Source organism: Sulfurihydrogenibium sp., from assembly GCF_028276765.1.
In the GTDB taxonomy this organism is placed as follows: domain Bacteria; phylum Aquificota; class Aquificia; order Aquificales; family Hydrogenothermaceae; genus Sulfurihydrogenibium.
In genome coordinates this window covers 1-16,352 of sequence record NZ_JAPYVU010000009.1, presented here as the reverse complement: position 1 = coordinate 16,352, position 16,352 = coordinate 1, and the positions used below count along the sequence as shown (strand labels likewise).

The 16,352-nt window shown below is 33.4% G+C and carries 15 protein-coding genes, 1 tRNA gene and 1 pseudogene; 10 read left to right on the top strand and 7 right to left on the bottom strand.

Annotated elements, in window-relative coordinates:
* Positions 1–499 precede the first annotated feature (499 nt).
* From Q0929_RS02510 to Q0929_RS02485, 6 genes are all read left to right on the top strand, one after another.
* Complete coding sequence (locus tag Q0929_RS02510) at positions 500–1,867, top strand: c-type cytochrome (protein ID WP_299238011.1); 1,368 nt, start codon at positions 500–502, stop codon at positions 1,865–1,867.
* A gap of 17 nt (positions 1,868–1,884) precedes the next feature.
* A complete protein-coding gene (locus Q0929_RS02505) occupies positions 1,885–3,249 on the top strand; it encodes a c-type cytochrome (protein WP_299238010.1) in 1,365 nt (454 codons plus the stop codon).
* The gene (locus Q0929_RS02500) at positions 3,246–3,449 is read left to right on the top strand and encodes a hypothetical protein (protein ID WP_299238009.1); all 204 of its coding nucleotides are present in this window, start codon (positions 3,246–3,248) and stop codon (positions 3,447–3,449) included. Before Q0929_RS02505 ends, Q0929_RS02500 begins: the two co-directional genes overlap by 4 nt.
* 164 nt (positions 3,450–3,613) lie before the next feature.
* Positions 3,614–3,922 (top strand): hypothetical protein, encoded by a 309-nt coding sequence (locus Q0929_RS02495; protein ID WP_299238008.1) that lies wholly within the window; start codon positions 3,614–3,616, stop codon positions 3,920–3,922.
* Positions 3,923–3,931: 9 nt separating this feature from the next.
* Complete coding sequence (locus Q0929_RS02490) at positions 3,932–5,398, top strand: NAD(P)-binding protein (protein WP_299238007.1); 1,467 nt, start codon at positions 3,932–3,934, stop codon at positions 5,396–5,398.
* Positions 5,382–6,374, top strand: coding sequence for a histidine kinase (locus Q0929_RS02485; protein ID WP_299227556.1), 993 nt, complete (start codon positions 5,382–5,384; stop codon positions 6,372–6,374). Before Q0929_RS02490 ends, Q0929_RS02485 begins: the two co-directional genes overlap by 17 nt.
* Here Q0929_RS02485 and Q0929_RS02480 read toward each other — a convergent pair.
* Together Q0929_RS02480 and Q0929_RS02475 are read right to left on the bottom strand one after the other, a co-directional pair.
* Positions 6,349–6,861, bottom strand: a complete 513-nt coding sequence (locus Q0929_RS02480) for a flavin reductase family protein (RefSeq protein ID WP_299227554.1) — start codon at positions 6,859–6,861, stop codon at positions 6,349–6,351. The genes Q0929_RS02485 and Q0929_RS02480 overlap by 26 nt on opposite strands.
* Positions 6,862–7,293: a group 1 truncated hemoglobin gene (locus Q0929_RS02475; protein ID WP_299227552.1), complete on the bottom strand. Its 432-nt coding sequence runs from the start codon at positions 7,291–7,293 to the stop codon at positions 6,862–6,864.
* A gap of 466 nt (positions 7,294–7,759) precedes the next feature.
* Between Q0929_RS02475 and Q0929_RS02470 the strand changes: the two genes are divergently transcribed.
* Positions 7,760–9,127, top strand: a complete 1,368-nt coding sequence (locus tag Q0929_RS02470) for a deoxyribodipyrimidine photo-lyase (protein ID WP_299238006.1) — start codon at positions 7,760–7,762, stop codon at positions 9,125–9,127.
* A 239-nt stretch (positions 9,128–9,366) separates the two neighbouring features.
* Entirely contained in the window at positions 9,367–9,846 is a 480-nt protein-coding gene (locus tag Q0929_RS02465; protein WP_299238005.1) for a flavin reductase family protein, read from the top strand.
* Between the two features lie 223 nt (positions 9,847–10,069).
* On the opposite strand, the gene Q0929_RS02460 is transcribed toward Q0929_RS02465, so the two are convergent.
* The 5 genes from Q0929_RS02460 to rpsT form a co-directional block, all read right to left on the bottom strand.
* Positions 10,070–10,867, bottom strand: coding sequence for a TatD family hydrolase (locus Q0929_RS02460; RefSeq protein WP_299238004.1), 798 nt, complete (start codon positions 10,865–10,867; stop codon positions 10,070–10,072).
* Positions 10,868–10,871: 4 nt separating this feature from the next.
* Complete coding sequence (ftsH, locus tag Q0929_RS02455) at positions 10,872–12,770, bottom strand: ATP-dependent zinc metalloprotease FtsH (RefSeq protein WP_299238003.1); 1,899 nt, start codon at positions 12,768–12,770, stop codon at positions 10,872–10,874.
* Positions 12,771–12,772: 2 nt separating this feature from the next.
* A complete protein-coding gene (gene tilS / locus Q0929_RS02450; protein WP_299238002.1) occupies positions 12,773–14,119 on the bottom strand; it encodes a tRNA lysidine(34) synthetase TilS in 1,347 nt (448 codons plus the stop codon).
* An 8-nt stretch (positions 14,120–14,127) separates the two neighbouring features.
* Positions 14,128–14,201 (bottom strand) — tRNA-Met (locus tag Q0929_RS02445).
* Between the two features lie 38 nt (positions 14,202–14,239).
* Entirely contained in the window at positions 14,240–14,563 is a 324-nt protein-coding gene (gene rpsT / locus Q0929_RS02440) for a 30S ribosomal protein S20 (protein WP_299238001.1), read from the bottom strand.
* Positions 14,564–14,679: 116 nt separating this feature from the next.
* Here rpsT and Q0929_RS02435 point away from each other — a divergent pair, with 116 nt between their 5' ends.
* Together Q0929_RS02435 and Q0929_RS08935 are read left to right on the top strand one after the other, a co-directional pair.
* Positions 14,680–15,882 carry a methionine adenosyltransferase gene (locus Q0929_RS02435; protein ID WP_299238000.1) on the top strand — a complete coding sequence of 401 codons (1,203 nt, stop codon included), beginning with the start codon at positions 14,680–14,682 and terminating at the stop codon, positions 15,880–15,882.
* A gap of 303 nt (positions 15,883–16,185) precedes the next feature.
* Positions 16,186–16,352, top strand: a pseudogene (locus Q0929_RS08935) (IS110 family transposase); the annotation flags it as partial.

Sequence of the window (16,352 nt, the reverse complement as noted above, 5' to 3'; positions counted from 1 at the left end):
AAAAGCTAATTTAACACATTCAGAGCAAAACCGTTCCAAAAATCCACACAGTCATTCTGCAGCCGGCTTAAGAATCTCCGTCTTTCACCTCTCACTTTCTCACCTTATTTAAAAGAGTAGATCCTTCGGCTTACAGCCTCCAGGATGACACGGAAAGGTAAGCCTGCAAGAACCTTGGAACGCTCTTATACTTGAGTTAACTTAAAAAACCCTTAAAGAAAATCTAAGATTTATTTGTCTTTTCCTATTTTTACGTTCTGTTTAAATTTCTTTTCTTGCTTACCTCTGCATCTTGTAGTCTTTTTATTTCTTTTTGGTATTTTCAAATTTCACTTTATTTCTCTTTTAAAAAATGAATATTTAAAAATTACTTATCAAAATTATTATTCAATAAATCATTGATTAATCAATCTTTTTATGAATATTGACAAAAATCATATTTTAGTTTAAAGTGAATTTAGTGTTAATTTTAATATAATTTTAACAGGAGGTGTAAGTCATGTTTGACTATCCGATTTTTGAGATGCCCGTTTTAGGGCATAGGCTCATCTTTGCGATTGATGCCATCCTCCACGTTCTTATCTCTCACGGTGCTGCGGTTGGTGGAAGTATCGTTCTTGCTCTTACCCAGTGGTATGCCATAAAAACTAACGACCAGAAGCTCTATGACCTAACCTACAAAATCTTGTTTGTTCTGTTTATTGCTGCAACCGCCATCGGTGCTTTGACAGGAATAGGTATATGGATACACGCAAACATCATAGACCCACCGGCTATTGGCTCACTGCTTAGAGTTTTCTTCTGGAAATGGTTTACAGAATGGATAGTGTTTAACGTTGAGTTAATTTTCTTACTTGCATGGTTTTTAACATGGAAAACGTACGGATGGGAAAAAAGAACTCAAAACTTGAAGTTTGGAATTGTTTACGCAGTTGCAAGCTGGCTTACGATGGTTATCATCACTGCGATACTTGGATTTATGCTAACACCAGGAAACTGGCTTAAATCAGACTTTCCAGCTCAGCCAGACTATATAGCATCACTCTTTAACCCAAGCTGGATACCATCTTTAATGTTTAGAACATTTTTTGCTATTGGCTTTGCTGCTGCAATATCAATGTACTGGACTTGGTGGTTTACAAGAAATGATTTAACATTAAGAGAAAAAGCTGAAAGATGGTTTGGAAGAATTGTGCTTGCAACCATTCCAATTACAATTATCTTTGGATTGTGGTATTATGCACAAATTCCTCAAGAAGCAAAAAGCTTAATGTTTGTTGCAGGATTGACAACCAAATACATCGGTCATAAAGAAATGCTAATTATCGCACTTCTTGGAGCGTTTGCTTTAATCCTTGTTGCAATTTTTGCTTTCTACCTAAAACCAAAAGCTGTTCCGTTTGCCTTAGCATCTTTAATGATGGTTTCTTATGTGTTCTTAGTGGCTGAGTTTGAAAGAATTAGAGAATTTGTAAGAAAACCTTATATAATTTATGGATACATGTACGCCCATGGAATTAGAAAATTTGACGTTGCACATTTAAATAGCGTTGGTGTTTTAAAGTATGCATCTTTTGTTCCCCAACAGTACAGAACTATTACAGAAGAAAACAAAGTTAAAGTAGGTGAGTATTTGTTTAAGCTTGAATGTAGAGTTTGCCACTCTGTAAATGGAGTAAATGCAATAACCAAGAAAGTTAAAGGCTTAGATGAGAATGCTATCTATCACAGAATAGGAGCTTTAAACTCTCCAGCAACTCCTTTTATGCCACCATTTGTAGGAACGGATGAAGAAAGAAAAGCATTAGCAGCATACCTTGCTACATTAGTAGAACAAAAGCAAACCCAAACAGCAGTAAATAAATAAAATCGGAGGTGGAAAAAATGAATAATCCAAATAACCCAATTTTCCCTTACCTTCCCCATGATATACCTTTACCCCTTCCAACAGGTGGAATGGATGCTATAATAGTTCCTGTTTTTCATATTCTTCTGGTTGTTTCATTCTTAGTTCACATAATTTTCATCAACGTTTTACTTGGCTCTTCTGTTTTATCTGTGATTAACAACTGGATAGGTCATTTAAAAAATGACAAAAATTATGACAAAGTAGCATACTTACTAACTACACCTGTAACCATTAGCGAAAATATGGGGGCGTTATGGGGAGTTGCTCCTCTTTTGATTGTAAGCGTTATGTACACAGCTTTCTTTTATTCGGCTTCTGTTATGAACTCACCTCAATGGCTCCATATAATTTGGGGAAACGTAGTAGCCTTTTTAATTTCATATCTGTATAAATTTAGTTGGCATAAACTTGAAAACCATAAAGCACTGCATATCACCATAGGTGCTATAGCTGCTATACTGTTTTTATCACTGCCTCCTGTGTTTATGTCTACAGTACAACTTTACATAACACCATCAACCTGGACGCCAAACACTCACTTTTGGGATGTTGTTTCAAGACCTGATGTACTGTTTAGATTGGCTCACTTTTACCTTGGAGCGTTTGCAGTAAACGGCATGTTTATGCTCTTGTACGGAGTTTATAAAAAAAGTAAAGGTCAAGATTTAGAGGCGGCAAACATCCTCATCAGACAAGGAAAAGCATGGTTTTTAGTTCCAACTGTTTTAAACCTTTTTGTTGGAACGTTGACATTCTTCCAATTTCCTAACTACGGTATTGAAAACTTCTATTCAAAAGGATTTGAAGTATTTATAATTATAGCCGTGATATCTATTCTTGGTGCGATTGCTATCTTGCTTAAAGAGTTTTTCAACGATAATATCTCTCCAAAGCATGCTTATTTGGCTGCTGGATTGTTGTTAGTAACGCTTATATCAATGGGAATAACAAGACACGGAATGAGAATATCACTACTTGAACCGGCAATAGCACAAATGCAAAAACAAACTCAGGAGTACTTAGCAGCAGTAGAGAAAGATTACAAAGAAGCAAAAACTAAGCCGGTTGGAATTTCTGTTGCAGAGGCGGCTAACCTATCAGAAGGAGAAAAATTGATTGCAAAAAATGGCTGTACAGCATGCCATGCAGTTGATACCAAAATAGTTGGACCTGCTTTTAAAGATGTTGCTAAAAAAGGATATACTCCGGACAGAATAGTAAAACTAATCTATCAACCTGAACCTTCAAACTGGCCTGGTTATACTCCAATGCCACCTATGACAAACGTACCAAAAGATGAGGCAGAAAAGATCGCAAAATGGATAACAGAGCTTAAATGAAAAATCTAAGCTTTGAGGGTCTTTTGACCCTCTCTTTTTCTTTATTTTTACAGTTTTTAATAGCTGTATTTCTGTATTTGATATATAAAGATGCAAAAGGGATAGAAAGAAAGTTTTTTAAATGGCTATTGATTGTATACATATTTTGGGAGTTATTTCACGTAGGATACAACGTTTTGCTTTTAGCTACCAGCTGGTAGCTGTGTTTTCTCACCACACCTCAGACTTTAGGACCCTTTTAAAGGGTCCCTCTTTTTAACCCTCTAAACTCTAAAATCTAACCGTTATACTTAAATAACAGCCCTTCAAGCTTTTGGTCAAAATCAATATCATTATTCTAAATCAAACCTTAGAGGTGTAGACTATGAAGTGTATAAAATTAGACTACCTGTCCATCATAAAAATAAAACCAACTGATAATTTCGTCTATTTTGAAGGGCAAGGATGCTTTGAGACTGTTATAACCTTTAGGTCTAAACAAAGCTATGAAGTGATAATTACTTATTACTACAAAGATTTTGAAGAAAAGATAGAGGTTAAAGGTAAAAGCACTTCTAAAATCTGCATTCCTTCTGATTTGTTTAAGATTGAAATCATCAAAAAGCCACAAGATTTGGAAATCATAGCATCAAGCCTGAATGATTACTTTGATGAAATGCTATCTTTAAACTAAGGAGAGTGTATGTTTGATTATGTAGTAGTTGGTGGTGGAATTGGCGGGACGGTTTCTTATGCGATCTTAAAAAAGATAGGTAAAAAGGTGGCACTGCTTGAAAAAGAGTCATACTTAGGAGGTTGTAGCGGAACATTCAAAAGAAAGGAATATCTGTACAACGTTGGAGCTTCTACATTGGTTGGACTACAAGACCATATGCCCCTTGGGAAAGTTTTTAAATTCTTAAACCTTCCAAAACCAAAGGTAAAAAAGCTTGAAGTTCCGATGGTTGTATTCGTTGGAGATAAAGCTATAAAAAGATATTCAGACAGAGAAAAGGCAGTCTTAGAGCTTGAGAATAATTTTAATTTCAAAAACCTAAGGTCTGTTTGGCAAAAGGTTTACTCTATCTCTGATGCTAACTGGCAGAATATTTACAATGTGATACCCATAAATTATAAAAATCCAAAACTGCTTTTTAAAAAGTTTGCCGAGAATTACAGATACTTACTAAAAACCTTGTCCTATCAATTTAAGACTTCTTACGATTTTTTTAAAGACAATCTTGGAGATTTTGACGAGGACTTTAAAGACTTTTTAGACAATCAAATTCTGATGACATCTCAAGGATATAGCAGAGACGTTCCTATATCCGTTGGGTCTATGGGTTTGACTTATCCAAACCTTGACAACTACTATGTTTATGGTGGAATGGGAAAGGTTTTTGACTGCTTAGCCGGTGATTACAAAAATGTTTTTTTGAAACACAAAGTGATAAAAATAAAAAAAGTAAAAGATTTTTTCCAAGTGATAACAGATAAAGAAGTCTTTGAGGCTAAGAATGTGATTTTAAACAAAACTATATGGGATTACTGTGATTTACTTGAAGATTTTAAAGATGCTTGCATCAAAAACAGAAAAAAGTATTCAAAAATCTGGTCAAGCTTGACGATATACTTTAATTTGGAAGATAAAAATAACATAGTTGATGAGTATCACTACCAAATAATCCATAAAGACATAAACCCTTATACCGGCAGCAACTCGTTTTTTGTCTCAATCTCAGACAAAGAAGATGAAGTCCTTACAAAAGACGGAGAAAAATCTGTCATCATATCAACCCACTGTAAAATATCATTTTGGCAAGATTTAAGCAAACAAGAGTATATTGAGAAAAAAGAGAAAGCAAAAGATTTTATTTTAAACAGGCTTTTTGAATACGTGCCAAAATTTAAAGATTGTAAGATAAAAAACGTCATGGTAGGAAGCCCAAAGACTTTTCAGCGATACACAGGAAGATACAACGGAACAGTTGGCGGAATACCGCTTATAAAAGACTACATTCCCTTTAAGTATCCTTTCAACTTCACGCCCATAAAAGGAGTTTATTTAGTTGGAGACTCTGTTTTTCCCGGTCAGGGCTGGCCGGGTGTTATAATTGGTGTGCTTAACTTACTCCTTCAAATAGAGGATATAGATGAAATACTACATTGAGATAAACAAAAAAGACTGGACTATAGTTTTTATCTTTGGATTGATTTTTGGCTCTATCTTGGGCGGTTTTATATCTTTAATTCTAAATATTCCTATCATTAAAGGAATGATTTCCGGCTCTATCTTTGGATTTTTTATATTTGTATTCTCTTTTGCAATGATTAATTTTAGCAACAAAAAGATACTGCCATTACTAAGCGATAAATACTATACTTTTATAAGTCTTTTAATGTCTTTCTTTGCCGGCTTTATTGGAAGTCTAACAGCTTTTGAGTTTATAAAAGCCCTAAAACTTATAGACTTAGAATTTTCTAACAAATTTCTGTTTTATCTTAGTATTATGACAGGACTTTTAACAATGTTAATAGGTTATCTTCTTTACATGATTGTCAACTCTAAAAAGATAGAAGAAGAGTTAAACAGGCTGAACATAGAGTTAAAGTTAAAAGCCTTAGAGTATCAGATAAACCCACATTTTTTATTCAACGCTCTAAACACACTTTCAGAGCTGGTTTATATAGACCAAAAGCTTGCAGAGAAAGGAATGTTAAAACTATCACAATTTTTAAGAATGATCATAGACGAAAACAGCATTATAACCTTACAAGATGAGCTTAAAATAGTAAAAAACTTTATCTTTATTGAAAAACTAAGATTTCCTGCCATAGAGTTTGAATTTTACATAAACAAAAACACCTTATCTTTACCCGTTCCAAAAATGTCAATACAGCTTCTTGTAGAAAATGCTATAAAACACGGACTAAAAAACAGCGGAAAAGTAATCATATCTTCATACATAAAAAACGGGTATCTTTATGTGGAAGTTAAAGATAGCGGAAAAGGTTTTGAGGAAATAACAGAGGGAACAGGTCTTAAAAATCTAAGGGAAAGGCTAAAGATATTTTTCAATGGAGAGTTAGAATACTTTTATGATGGAAAGTTTTCTACTTTCAGATTTTTTTATAAAATCCCTTAGTGTTAAAGCAGTAGTAATTTTTTCCCATTGTTAAAGCAAGTTTGTTTTTTGGTTTTACCTTTCCTTGTTTGTACTTTATTACTAAAACCCCGCCAATCACAAGACAATGGTCTTGAAACTCTAATTTTTGGTAAACTTCACACTCATAGACCATGAAAGACTCTAAAATACTTTTGGAAGACACTTTTTCACTATTTGTTAGATGGATGTTTTTAAGTAGTCTCAGTTTATCAACCTGGTCTCCGTGATATGACCCCGCAATCAGAATTTCTTCAAAGTATTCAGATGTTAGAAAGTTTATCGTAAAATTATCTTTCAAAAGCTTATAGCTGTAATTTGTTTTGTCTATGGATATAGAGTATAGAAAAGGGTTTTTATTTACAGGTGTATGCCAACCAACGGTAAAAGGATTTTCTTCCACGACCACTATAACGAGCGGTCGTGGAACGTATCCAAGGGTGTAGCCATCTTCTATTATTTTAAACATTTACTTTTTGCTTACCACTTGGTCTTTTAATCCGGCAACAGCACCTAAAAACTCTTTTTGAACGTCAGCAGGTACTTTAAACTTGTTTAGACTTTGCTTTGCAAGTTCTACAAACCTGTCCCAATCTTTTTCTGTAATTCCAAGATTTTGATGTGCTTCTTTCATATCCTTACCCTTGTACTCGCAAGGACCACCTGTTGCTTTACAAATAAACGCAGCTACAAGCTCTCTGTTTGTTTTGACCTTATCTTTTGACACGTTGCCACAGAATCTTTTGAGCTGTTTGTCATGCATCATTCTGTTTGTAAGGTCTTCAACCACTGCATCGATTGCCTTTTTACCGCCAAGCTTTTCGTACAGAGTTTGCTCAGCATTAGCCAAGCCAACTGTTAAAAATGCTGCTGTTCCAACTGCTGCTAAAAACTTTTTCATAACGCACCTCCCAAGATTTATTACGCTAAATATTTTCCAAGAAATGCTCTTCATAATAAAGCTGATTTTTGTCATATTAGATTTAAAATTTTACAAGTTATCTGTAAAAAATTAAAATTAAAAGTAAAATAAAAATAAACGTTCGGGTAAAAGTATAAGATTCTTCGCCGACTTAAGAATGACGAATAAGGTTACAGTTAACGTAGAATATGTAAGGGCAATTCATGAATTGCCCCTGCTCCTTTAATTTTTGTCATCCTGATGACTTAAGCCAGAAGGATCTCTTTTTTTTGATTTTTCTTGATTTGAAAAGAAAAACATGAGATTTTTGGCACTGCTGCAGAATGACGATGTTGGTTTTTGCAAGTAGTCTCAGTAAAATAGAGAGGCAATCAACCCTTAAAGCTTTAATTTAAGGATAAAAAACAAATAAAGAACAATAAACCTATACAAAAGGAGATAATCGATGGAATTAGAATTCAAAGGAAGAGTAAAAGCTTTAAACGACAGACAGTTTAATCAATCAGGCAAATACATAATTTACTGGATGTCTCACAGCCATAGAGCAAACTTTAACCACGGTCTTGAATACGCAATCAACCTATCAAATGACTACAAAAAACCATTATTAGTCTATTTTCCAATTACAGACAAATATAAATACTCAAATGCAAGGTACTACAAATTTATGTTAGATGGAATTTTAGAAGCCAAAAAGTCCATAGAAGAAAGAGGTATGAAATTTATCATAGAAAAATCAGATGATATCAAGCAAAGAGTCATAGAGATATCAAAGAATGCCATTGCCTTAATTACAGATAAAGCCTATTTAAAGTATTATAGAAAGCTTTATAGTGATATAGCAAAACAATTAGATATACCATTTTACGAAGTAGAGTCTGATGTTTGTGTTCCTGTAGAGATTGCATCTCAAAAGCAAGAAGTTTATGCTTTCAATATAAGAAAAAAGATTTATGATTTATTAGATTTATATCTTCTTAATTTAGAGCCAAGGGAGTCAAAGATTAAATCCGTCAATCTTGACTTTGGAATAAAGGAGCTAACTTTAAATAGTTCCTTAGAGATTTTAGATATTCTCAACATAGACAAAAGCGTTAGTTTATCACCTTTTATAGGTGGTTATAGCCAAGCAAAGAAGCATTTAAAAGAATTTATTGAAAAGAAGCTTCATAAATATAAAGAGTACAGGTCTCATCCGGAGCTTGACTATCAGTCAAACCTAAGTCCTTATCTTCATTTTGGACAAATCTCGCCGGTAGAAGTTGTCCTTGAAATCTTGTCAGAGTATAAAAAAGATGAAAACGTTGATAGCTTTTTCAACGAACTGATAGTTTGGAGAGAGCTTGCAAGGAACTTTTGCTACTATAATCCAAACTATAACCATTATGAAGGCATTCCGGACTGGGCTAAAAAAACATTAGAAGATCACAAAAACGACAAAAGAGATTATGTTTACACATTAGAAGAGTTTGAAAATGCAAAAACCCATGATGAATACTGGAATGCTGCACAGCTTGAACTTTTAAAAACCGGAAAGATGCATAACTACATGAGGATGTATTGGTGTAAAAAAATTATAGAATGGACGCATGACCCAAAACATGCCTTTGATATTGCATGCTATCTAAATGATAAATACGAGCTTGACGGAAGAGACCCAAACGGTTATGCCGGCATATCCTGGTGCTTTGGAACCCATGACAGACCATGGAAAGAAAGAAAAATCTTTGGAAAAGTTAGATATATGAGCGCATCGGGTTTAGAAGCAAAGTTTGATATTAAAAAATACGTAGAAAAAGTAAGGAGTTTATGAAAAATAATGTGAGGATGTTCCAAAAATCAACGTTGTCATTCTGAGCGAAGCGAAGAATCTCCTTTTTCCTCAATCTTTAAAACAGGAGATCCTTCGGACTAAAGTCCTCAGATGACACAGAGAGATAATTTTACGAGAATTTTGTAACACTTTTAAAATAATGTTTAATCTTAAAAAAATGGTGTATAAAATGAAGTCATATTATGTTTAACTATTAAGAAACTTTTAAGAGGTAATACATGAACATTTTAGAAAAAATACCAAAACCTGTAGCTTTGATCACCGTTATGGAAAATATAATGCCCTGCTACAACTTTATTGTTTTAGAAGAAGACCCTTTACTCATAGGAATCTCTGTTCACACTGAAAGATTTACTCATTATCTATTAAACAGAAGCTTTGATTTTGGTTTAAACTTCGTAGATATATCCCATGTTGGAGCAATAAACTATACAGGAAGAACAACAGGCGAACATACAGACAAATTCTACGGAACAAAACTAACGAAAAAACCTGCAAAGCTTATACGAAGTTATCTAATAGAAGAATCTATCCTTTCATTAGAGTGTGTAAAAAAAGATAAAATAAGCTTTTCTGAGCATACGCTTTTTATTGGACAGGTCGTTAACTTTGAATCAAAAGATGGAGAATTTAAAATACCGTTAGCATATGATTACAGAAGATATACGTATCAATCTGATGAAGTGATAGAGTTTTAATGATAACTCAAGATAAGAGTTATATATATAAGGTATCGTTACAGTCATTGCAAGTTTATTTGAACCCTTTTCCAGAGGAGTTTATATATAAGAAGTGAAAAATTTAATTGAGAGTGTTTCAAAAATCCGCGCTGTCAAGCCGGCGAAGAATTTCCTTCTTATCGTTTTTTAAAAGAAGAGATCCTTCGGCCTTACGACCTCAGGATGACACGGAAAGGTAAGCTTACGAAAATTTTGAAACACTATTAATTACTGCTGACAAAAGTTTGTTATCAAATTTTAATAATCTTTTTGCGTTTTCATCGGTAATTTTTTCTAACTCATTAGGTGAAATTCCAAGAAGATTCGCTACAAACTCTAAAGTGTAAAATATGTTTGATGGTTTATTTGGCTTTCCTCTTACTTTTTGAGGAGCTAAAAAGGGGCTGTCTGTTTCTAATAACAATCTATCTAAAGGAACCTTTTTAGCTATTTCTCTTGAATTATCAGCTTTTGGGTAGGTTATATTTCCTGCAAAAGAGATGTAAAAGCCCATTTCTAAAGTTGCTTCCATTAATCTTAAGCTACCGCCAAAACAATGCATTATCCCACCATTTTCAAATGGTGCATATTCAGAAAGTATTCTTTCAGTGTCAGCATCCGCCTCTCTGCTATGAATGACTATCGGAAGTTTTAACTCTTTTGCAAGCTCTATTTGTAATCTAAAAAACTTTTCTTGTAAATTTTTTGGAGTTTTATCTCTATAGAAATCTAATCCACATTCTCCAATGGCTACAACTTTACTGTTGTTTTTATATAGTTTTGCTAAATTTTCTATATCTTTTTCGGATATATCACCTATGTCATAAGGATGGTACCCTATTGATGCGTAAACATTGTTAAATTTTTTTGTAAATTCTATAGCTTTATAAATTTCCTGTTTATCACAGCCAATGGTGAGCAGGTAGTCTAACCTGTCCACGCTCTCTAATACATCCTCTTCTGAAGAAAGCATATCTAAGTGACAGTGGGTGTCTATCATCTAATTATGCTGGTGCCGGAAGTTCTGCGGGAGGAGTTTCTGGACTTGAAGAATCTGTTATTGTGACTACGCTTTCAAACTTTCTACATCTATTTAATACTGGAACGCCATATTCTTTTAAAATCGCAAACATTTCTTCGCAAGTTATCGTTTCCTTATCAAGTAAAAGCTGAACTACTGCTACAACTGCATCTTTATAGCTTTCTATTATGTTTTTAGCTTTTTGATAAGATTCTCTTAATATTTTGTTAACCTCCTCATCTATCTTTCTTGCAGTTTCTTCACTAATTTCTGGTCCTTGGTTTCCAAAGAAAAATCCGCCACTTCTGTTTGTAGAGATGTGTATAGGTCCTATTTCATCGCTCATTCCCCAAGCTGCAACAATTCTATAAGCCAATTCTGTTGCTCTCATTAGGTCATTTTCAGCTCCTGTTGTAATTCCATCTTTTCCATAAAATACTTCTTCTGCCGCTCTTCCCCCGAAAAGCTGTAAGATTCTGGCCATCAGCTCTTTTTTAGAATAAAGATGCTTATCTTCTTCAGGAAGGTTAACAGTTACACCAAGAGCAGCACCTCTTGGAATTATAGAAACTTTATGCAATGGGTCAGCTTCCTCTAACATTACTCCAACTATTGCATGACCAACTTCATGGTACGCAATTTTTTCTTTTTCTTTTTCCGTTATCGCCATTCCTTTTCTTTCTAATCCCATCATGATTCTATCTAATGCATCTTCTAATTCTTGCATGCCTACTTTTTCTTTATTTCTTCTTGCTGCAAGAAGTGCTGCTTCATTTATAAGGTTTGCAAGGTCTGCACCCGAAAATCCTGGTGTTCCTTTTGCTATTGTCATCAAATCTACATCTTCATCAAGCGGTACATTCTTTTTATTTACGTGAACTTTTAGTATCTCGTATCTTCCTTTTACGTCTGGTTTTGGAACAGAAATCTGTCTGTCAAACCTTCCCGGTCTAAGTAATGCTGGGTCAAGAATATCTGGTCTGTTTGTCGCTGCAATCACTATTATTCCTTCATTAGTATCAAATCCATCTAATTCAACAAGTAATTGGTTTAATGTTTGCTCTCTTTCATCATGACCACCACCAAAACCAACACCTGTTCTGGCTCTACCTACTGCGTCAATCTCATCTATAAATATTAAACAGGGAGCATGTTTTTTTGCGGTTTCAAACAAATCCCTAACTCTTGCAGCTCCAACACCGACAAACATCTCGACAAAATCTGAACCTGATATAGAAATGAAAGGAACGTTAGCTTCCCCGGCTATAGCTTTAGCTAATAAAGTTTTACCGACACCCGGGTCTCCATAGAGTAATATTCCTTTTGGTGCTCTACCACCAAGTTTTTGATATCTTGATGGGTCTTTAAGATATTCTATTAGCTCTTTTACTTCCTCTTTCACTTCATCCATTCCGGCAACATCATCTAATTTTACGTTAGGCTTTTCTTCTAAGTACAGCTTTCCTTTACTTTTTGCAAAAGAAAATGCTCTATTTGGACCACCGGACATCTGTCTCATCATAAAAATCCAAAGACCAATAAAAAGCAGTATTGGCAACCAAGAAACTAATAAAGTTAAAAACCAATTACTGCTTTCACTTGGTAATACTTTTAGCTGCACACCATTTTCAGATAAAATATCATATAGTCTTGAATAGCCGGATGGAACTATAGTTTCAACCTTTTTCCCATCTTCCGTAACAGCTATAAGCTCTTCTCCTCTTATTGTGGCTTCTTTAATATTTTTTTCATTTACCATATTGACAAATTCAGTGAAGGGAACCTTGTTATCAGCAAGCTGCTTTGAACCAAACATATTGAAAGCCAAAATCATCATAGCACCGATTAAAAACCATATCAATAAACTTCTTGTTAGCTGCAATTCTATACCTCCTTATATCTAAAACAAATAACTTTCGTTGAATTTTCTGAAACCGGATAATATCCAGACCTTTTGTATCCAATTATCCATAGTATTTTATTATTATACACCAAAAGGGGTATGCTATCTCTCATATGTTTTGGAATTTTTAAATCAATAAAAACATCTTTTAACTTCTTTTCCGTCTTTCTACCAAAAGGTAAAAATCTATCTCCTTCTTTTCTTGTTCTAATTTCTAAAATACTATCTTCCGGCAAATCAAAACATTCTGTATTTTTATCTTTTTTAAAGTCTTTAGCATCGATTATATAGCTTTCTAATTCCATACAAAACTCTTTTAAGAAAATTTTCTGACCAACTTTTAATTTATACTCTATTTGTAAATTTTCCATATTTTCAGATGTTAAAATTTCGAGTTTATCGTATGTTTTTACAATTTTAATATCTTTTGAAATTTTTATCTCTTTTTGTCCTTGTTTGTCTAAAATTTCCATTAGATTTAAGATTTGCTTGTAAGATGGGTAAGTATTGGTGTTTTCATATATCCATTTAATTAAAAGTCTGTATTTTAAAGCATTTGGAAGCATCTTAATAAAAGATAAGTCTAATAAATTTTTATTATCAAGATTGGAATAATACTCCTCCGTTAGCTTGTCTAAGTAGGATTCATCAAAATATGAAAACTGAGATAAATTTAACATTGAATTTTCTAAATCTGGATTGATTTTTTTCAAAATTGGTATAACATCTAAGCGAACTTGATTTCTTAAATAATTTCTTGAAAAGTTTGACTGGTCTATTAAATAGACTAATCCGTTTTTTTGGCAGTATTCTTCAATCTCTTCTTTTGTGATTAGATATAATGGTCTTATTATATTGTTTTCTTTTGGACGAAAACCCTTTAGTCCTCGTTTATTTCCTTGGATAAACCAAAGAACTATAGACTCTGTTAAATCTGAAAGATGATGCCCTGTTGCTATTTTATTTAGATTTTCTTTTTGAAGAATTTCATTGAAAAATTTATATCTCTCTAACCTTCCTGCTTCTTCTACAGAAATTTTTTGCTCTTTGGCAACTTTTTTAACATCGACTTTCTTAACATGAATCTTTAAACCAAGGTTACTGGCAAAATTTTCGCAAAATTCTTGGTCTTGGTCTGACTCTTTTCTTAGAGCATGATTTAGATGTGCAAGCTGAATTTCTGATATACTCAAGGTTTTTTGGAATTTTAGTAGTAGGTTGGTTAAAACTAAAGAATCAGGGCCACCTGAGAATGCTATAAGGATTTTATCTTGATTTTCAATAAGATTAAATTTTCTAACAGCTTTTAGGAATTTGCTTTCAAGCATGATTATAATGGCGGTACAGGGATTCGAACCCCGGACCCCACGGATATGAGCCGTGTGCTCTAACCAACTGAGCTATACCGCCACTTTCTTCAAAATAATATTTTATTTCAAAATTAAAAATTATGCAACTTGTTGCTGTTGTTGCAATTTTTCTAAAGCCGCTTTTATTCTTTTAGCTGCTCTTGAAACTCTTCTTGCAGCTTCATTTTTATGAATAGCCCCTTTAGCTGCAGCCCTGTATGCAAGCTTTTGGCATAATGGTAAGTATTTAGATGCTGCCTCTGGACCTTCTTTTTCAAGAACTGAATAAAGTTTTTTGAATGCAGTTTTCATTCTTGAAATATGATATCTATTTTCGAGCCTTCTTCTTTCGGCAACTCTAATATTTTTCTTTACTCTTCTTTTATGCTTCTGTTTTTTTGGTGATAATGTAGTTTTAGCCATTTAATCCTCCGTCTTAAAGAATGTAGATAAATATTTTAACCTGTTTAATTAAAATTTGCAAGCATGTTTAAAATATGGTAATTTAATATTCTTAAAATTTTTCAGGAGGTAAAAGATTGGCAAATATTAACGTTGGAATTTTAGAGTTTGAAAAAGTAAGCCAGCAACCTGTAGAAATTGTAGAAAGAAAGGGAACAGGTCATCCTGACACGATTTGTGATGCATTAGCAGAAGAATTGTCAATAGCATTATCTAACCTATACAGAGAAGAATTTGGAGCAATTATGCATCACAACGTTGATAAAGCCTTACTGATCGGTGGAATTGCAGACCCACAATTTAAAGGCGGAAAAATTATTGAGCCAATAGAAATTTATTTAACCGGAAGAGCGATTGATGAAAAAGGAAATAAAAAATTACCGATAAAAGAGTTGGCTATAGAGACAGCTCACAAATGGTTAAAAGAAAACATTCCTAACTTAGATATAGCTAATCATGTTATTATTCATCCAAAATTAAAACCCGGTAGTAAGGATTTAGTTGAACTCTTTGAAAGATTTCAATTAAAGGGCGAAATTCCTCTTGCCAACGACACATCTTTTGGTGTTGGATTTGCTCCGTTTTCTGATGTAGAAACGATCGTTTATGAACTTGAGAGAGCTTTAAACAGTAAAGAGTTTAAAAAAGAACATCCATATGTTGGTGAAGATATTAAAATTATGGGTGTTAGAAACCATGATAACATCAGAATAACAATAGCTATGGCTTTTGTTGACAAGTATGTTAATGATATAAAAGATTATGTTGAGAAAAAAGAAATTGTTACTAATTATGCTTACTCAATAGCTCAAAGATTAACAACCAAACATGTTGATATATTTATAAATACAGCGGATGATATAGATAATGAGTCTGTTTATATAACTGTTACCGGAACATCTGCAGAAGCTGGTGATGACGGTCAGGTTGGAAGAGGTAATAGAGTTAATGGCTTAATCACTCCTTACAGACCAATGAGCTTAGAAGCTGCTGCTGGTAAAAACCCGGTATCTCATATAGGAAAGATATACAATACTGCAGCAATGGATATGGCAGAAAGAATCGTTGCGGAGATTGAAGAAGTTGAAGAGGCTTACTGCTATTTAGTTAGCCAAATCGGTAAACCAATCACTGAACCACAGGTTTGTGATGTTAAATTAAGAGTAAATGGCGATTTAAATAAAATAAAAGAAAAAGTAATGAAAATTGCACAAGAAGAATTGGATAAGCTTCCTTCTACATGGCAAAAATTCTTAAACAGACACTTTAGATTGTATTAATTTTAAAAATTTCAAGATGCCCTTCGCTATTGTGTTAAAACATGGCGATGGGTTTTGTATTTTATATTGATTTAAGTAAGAGTGTTCCAAAATTCTCGTAAGCTTACTTTTCCGTCATCTTATATTAAATATACCAAAAATTTTTAAACTTTAAGAGAATAAGTTTTACTAATAATTACAGACATGGGAGAAAAAGGAAGGACAGATCAAGTTTCTGTCATTAGTCTTTTAAGACCGCTTTAGGATGTTTTAGACTGTCCTTCCTAAAACTTCCTAAAACCTGCAGTAAGAACATTAGGCTTTAAAGAAACTTTTGAAGTTAAATCTGACCCAGTAGAGTTTGAAAAGAAAATTAAGCCTTATCTTAAAAAGTTTAAAAAGTCAGATATGCTTATCATAATGGAGCATACAGGAGTTTACCATTTAAAGCTTGCTGATTATCTGTATGAAAATGACTATCAGGTAGCAGT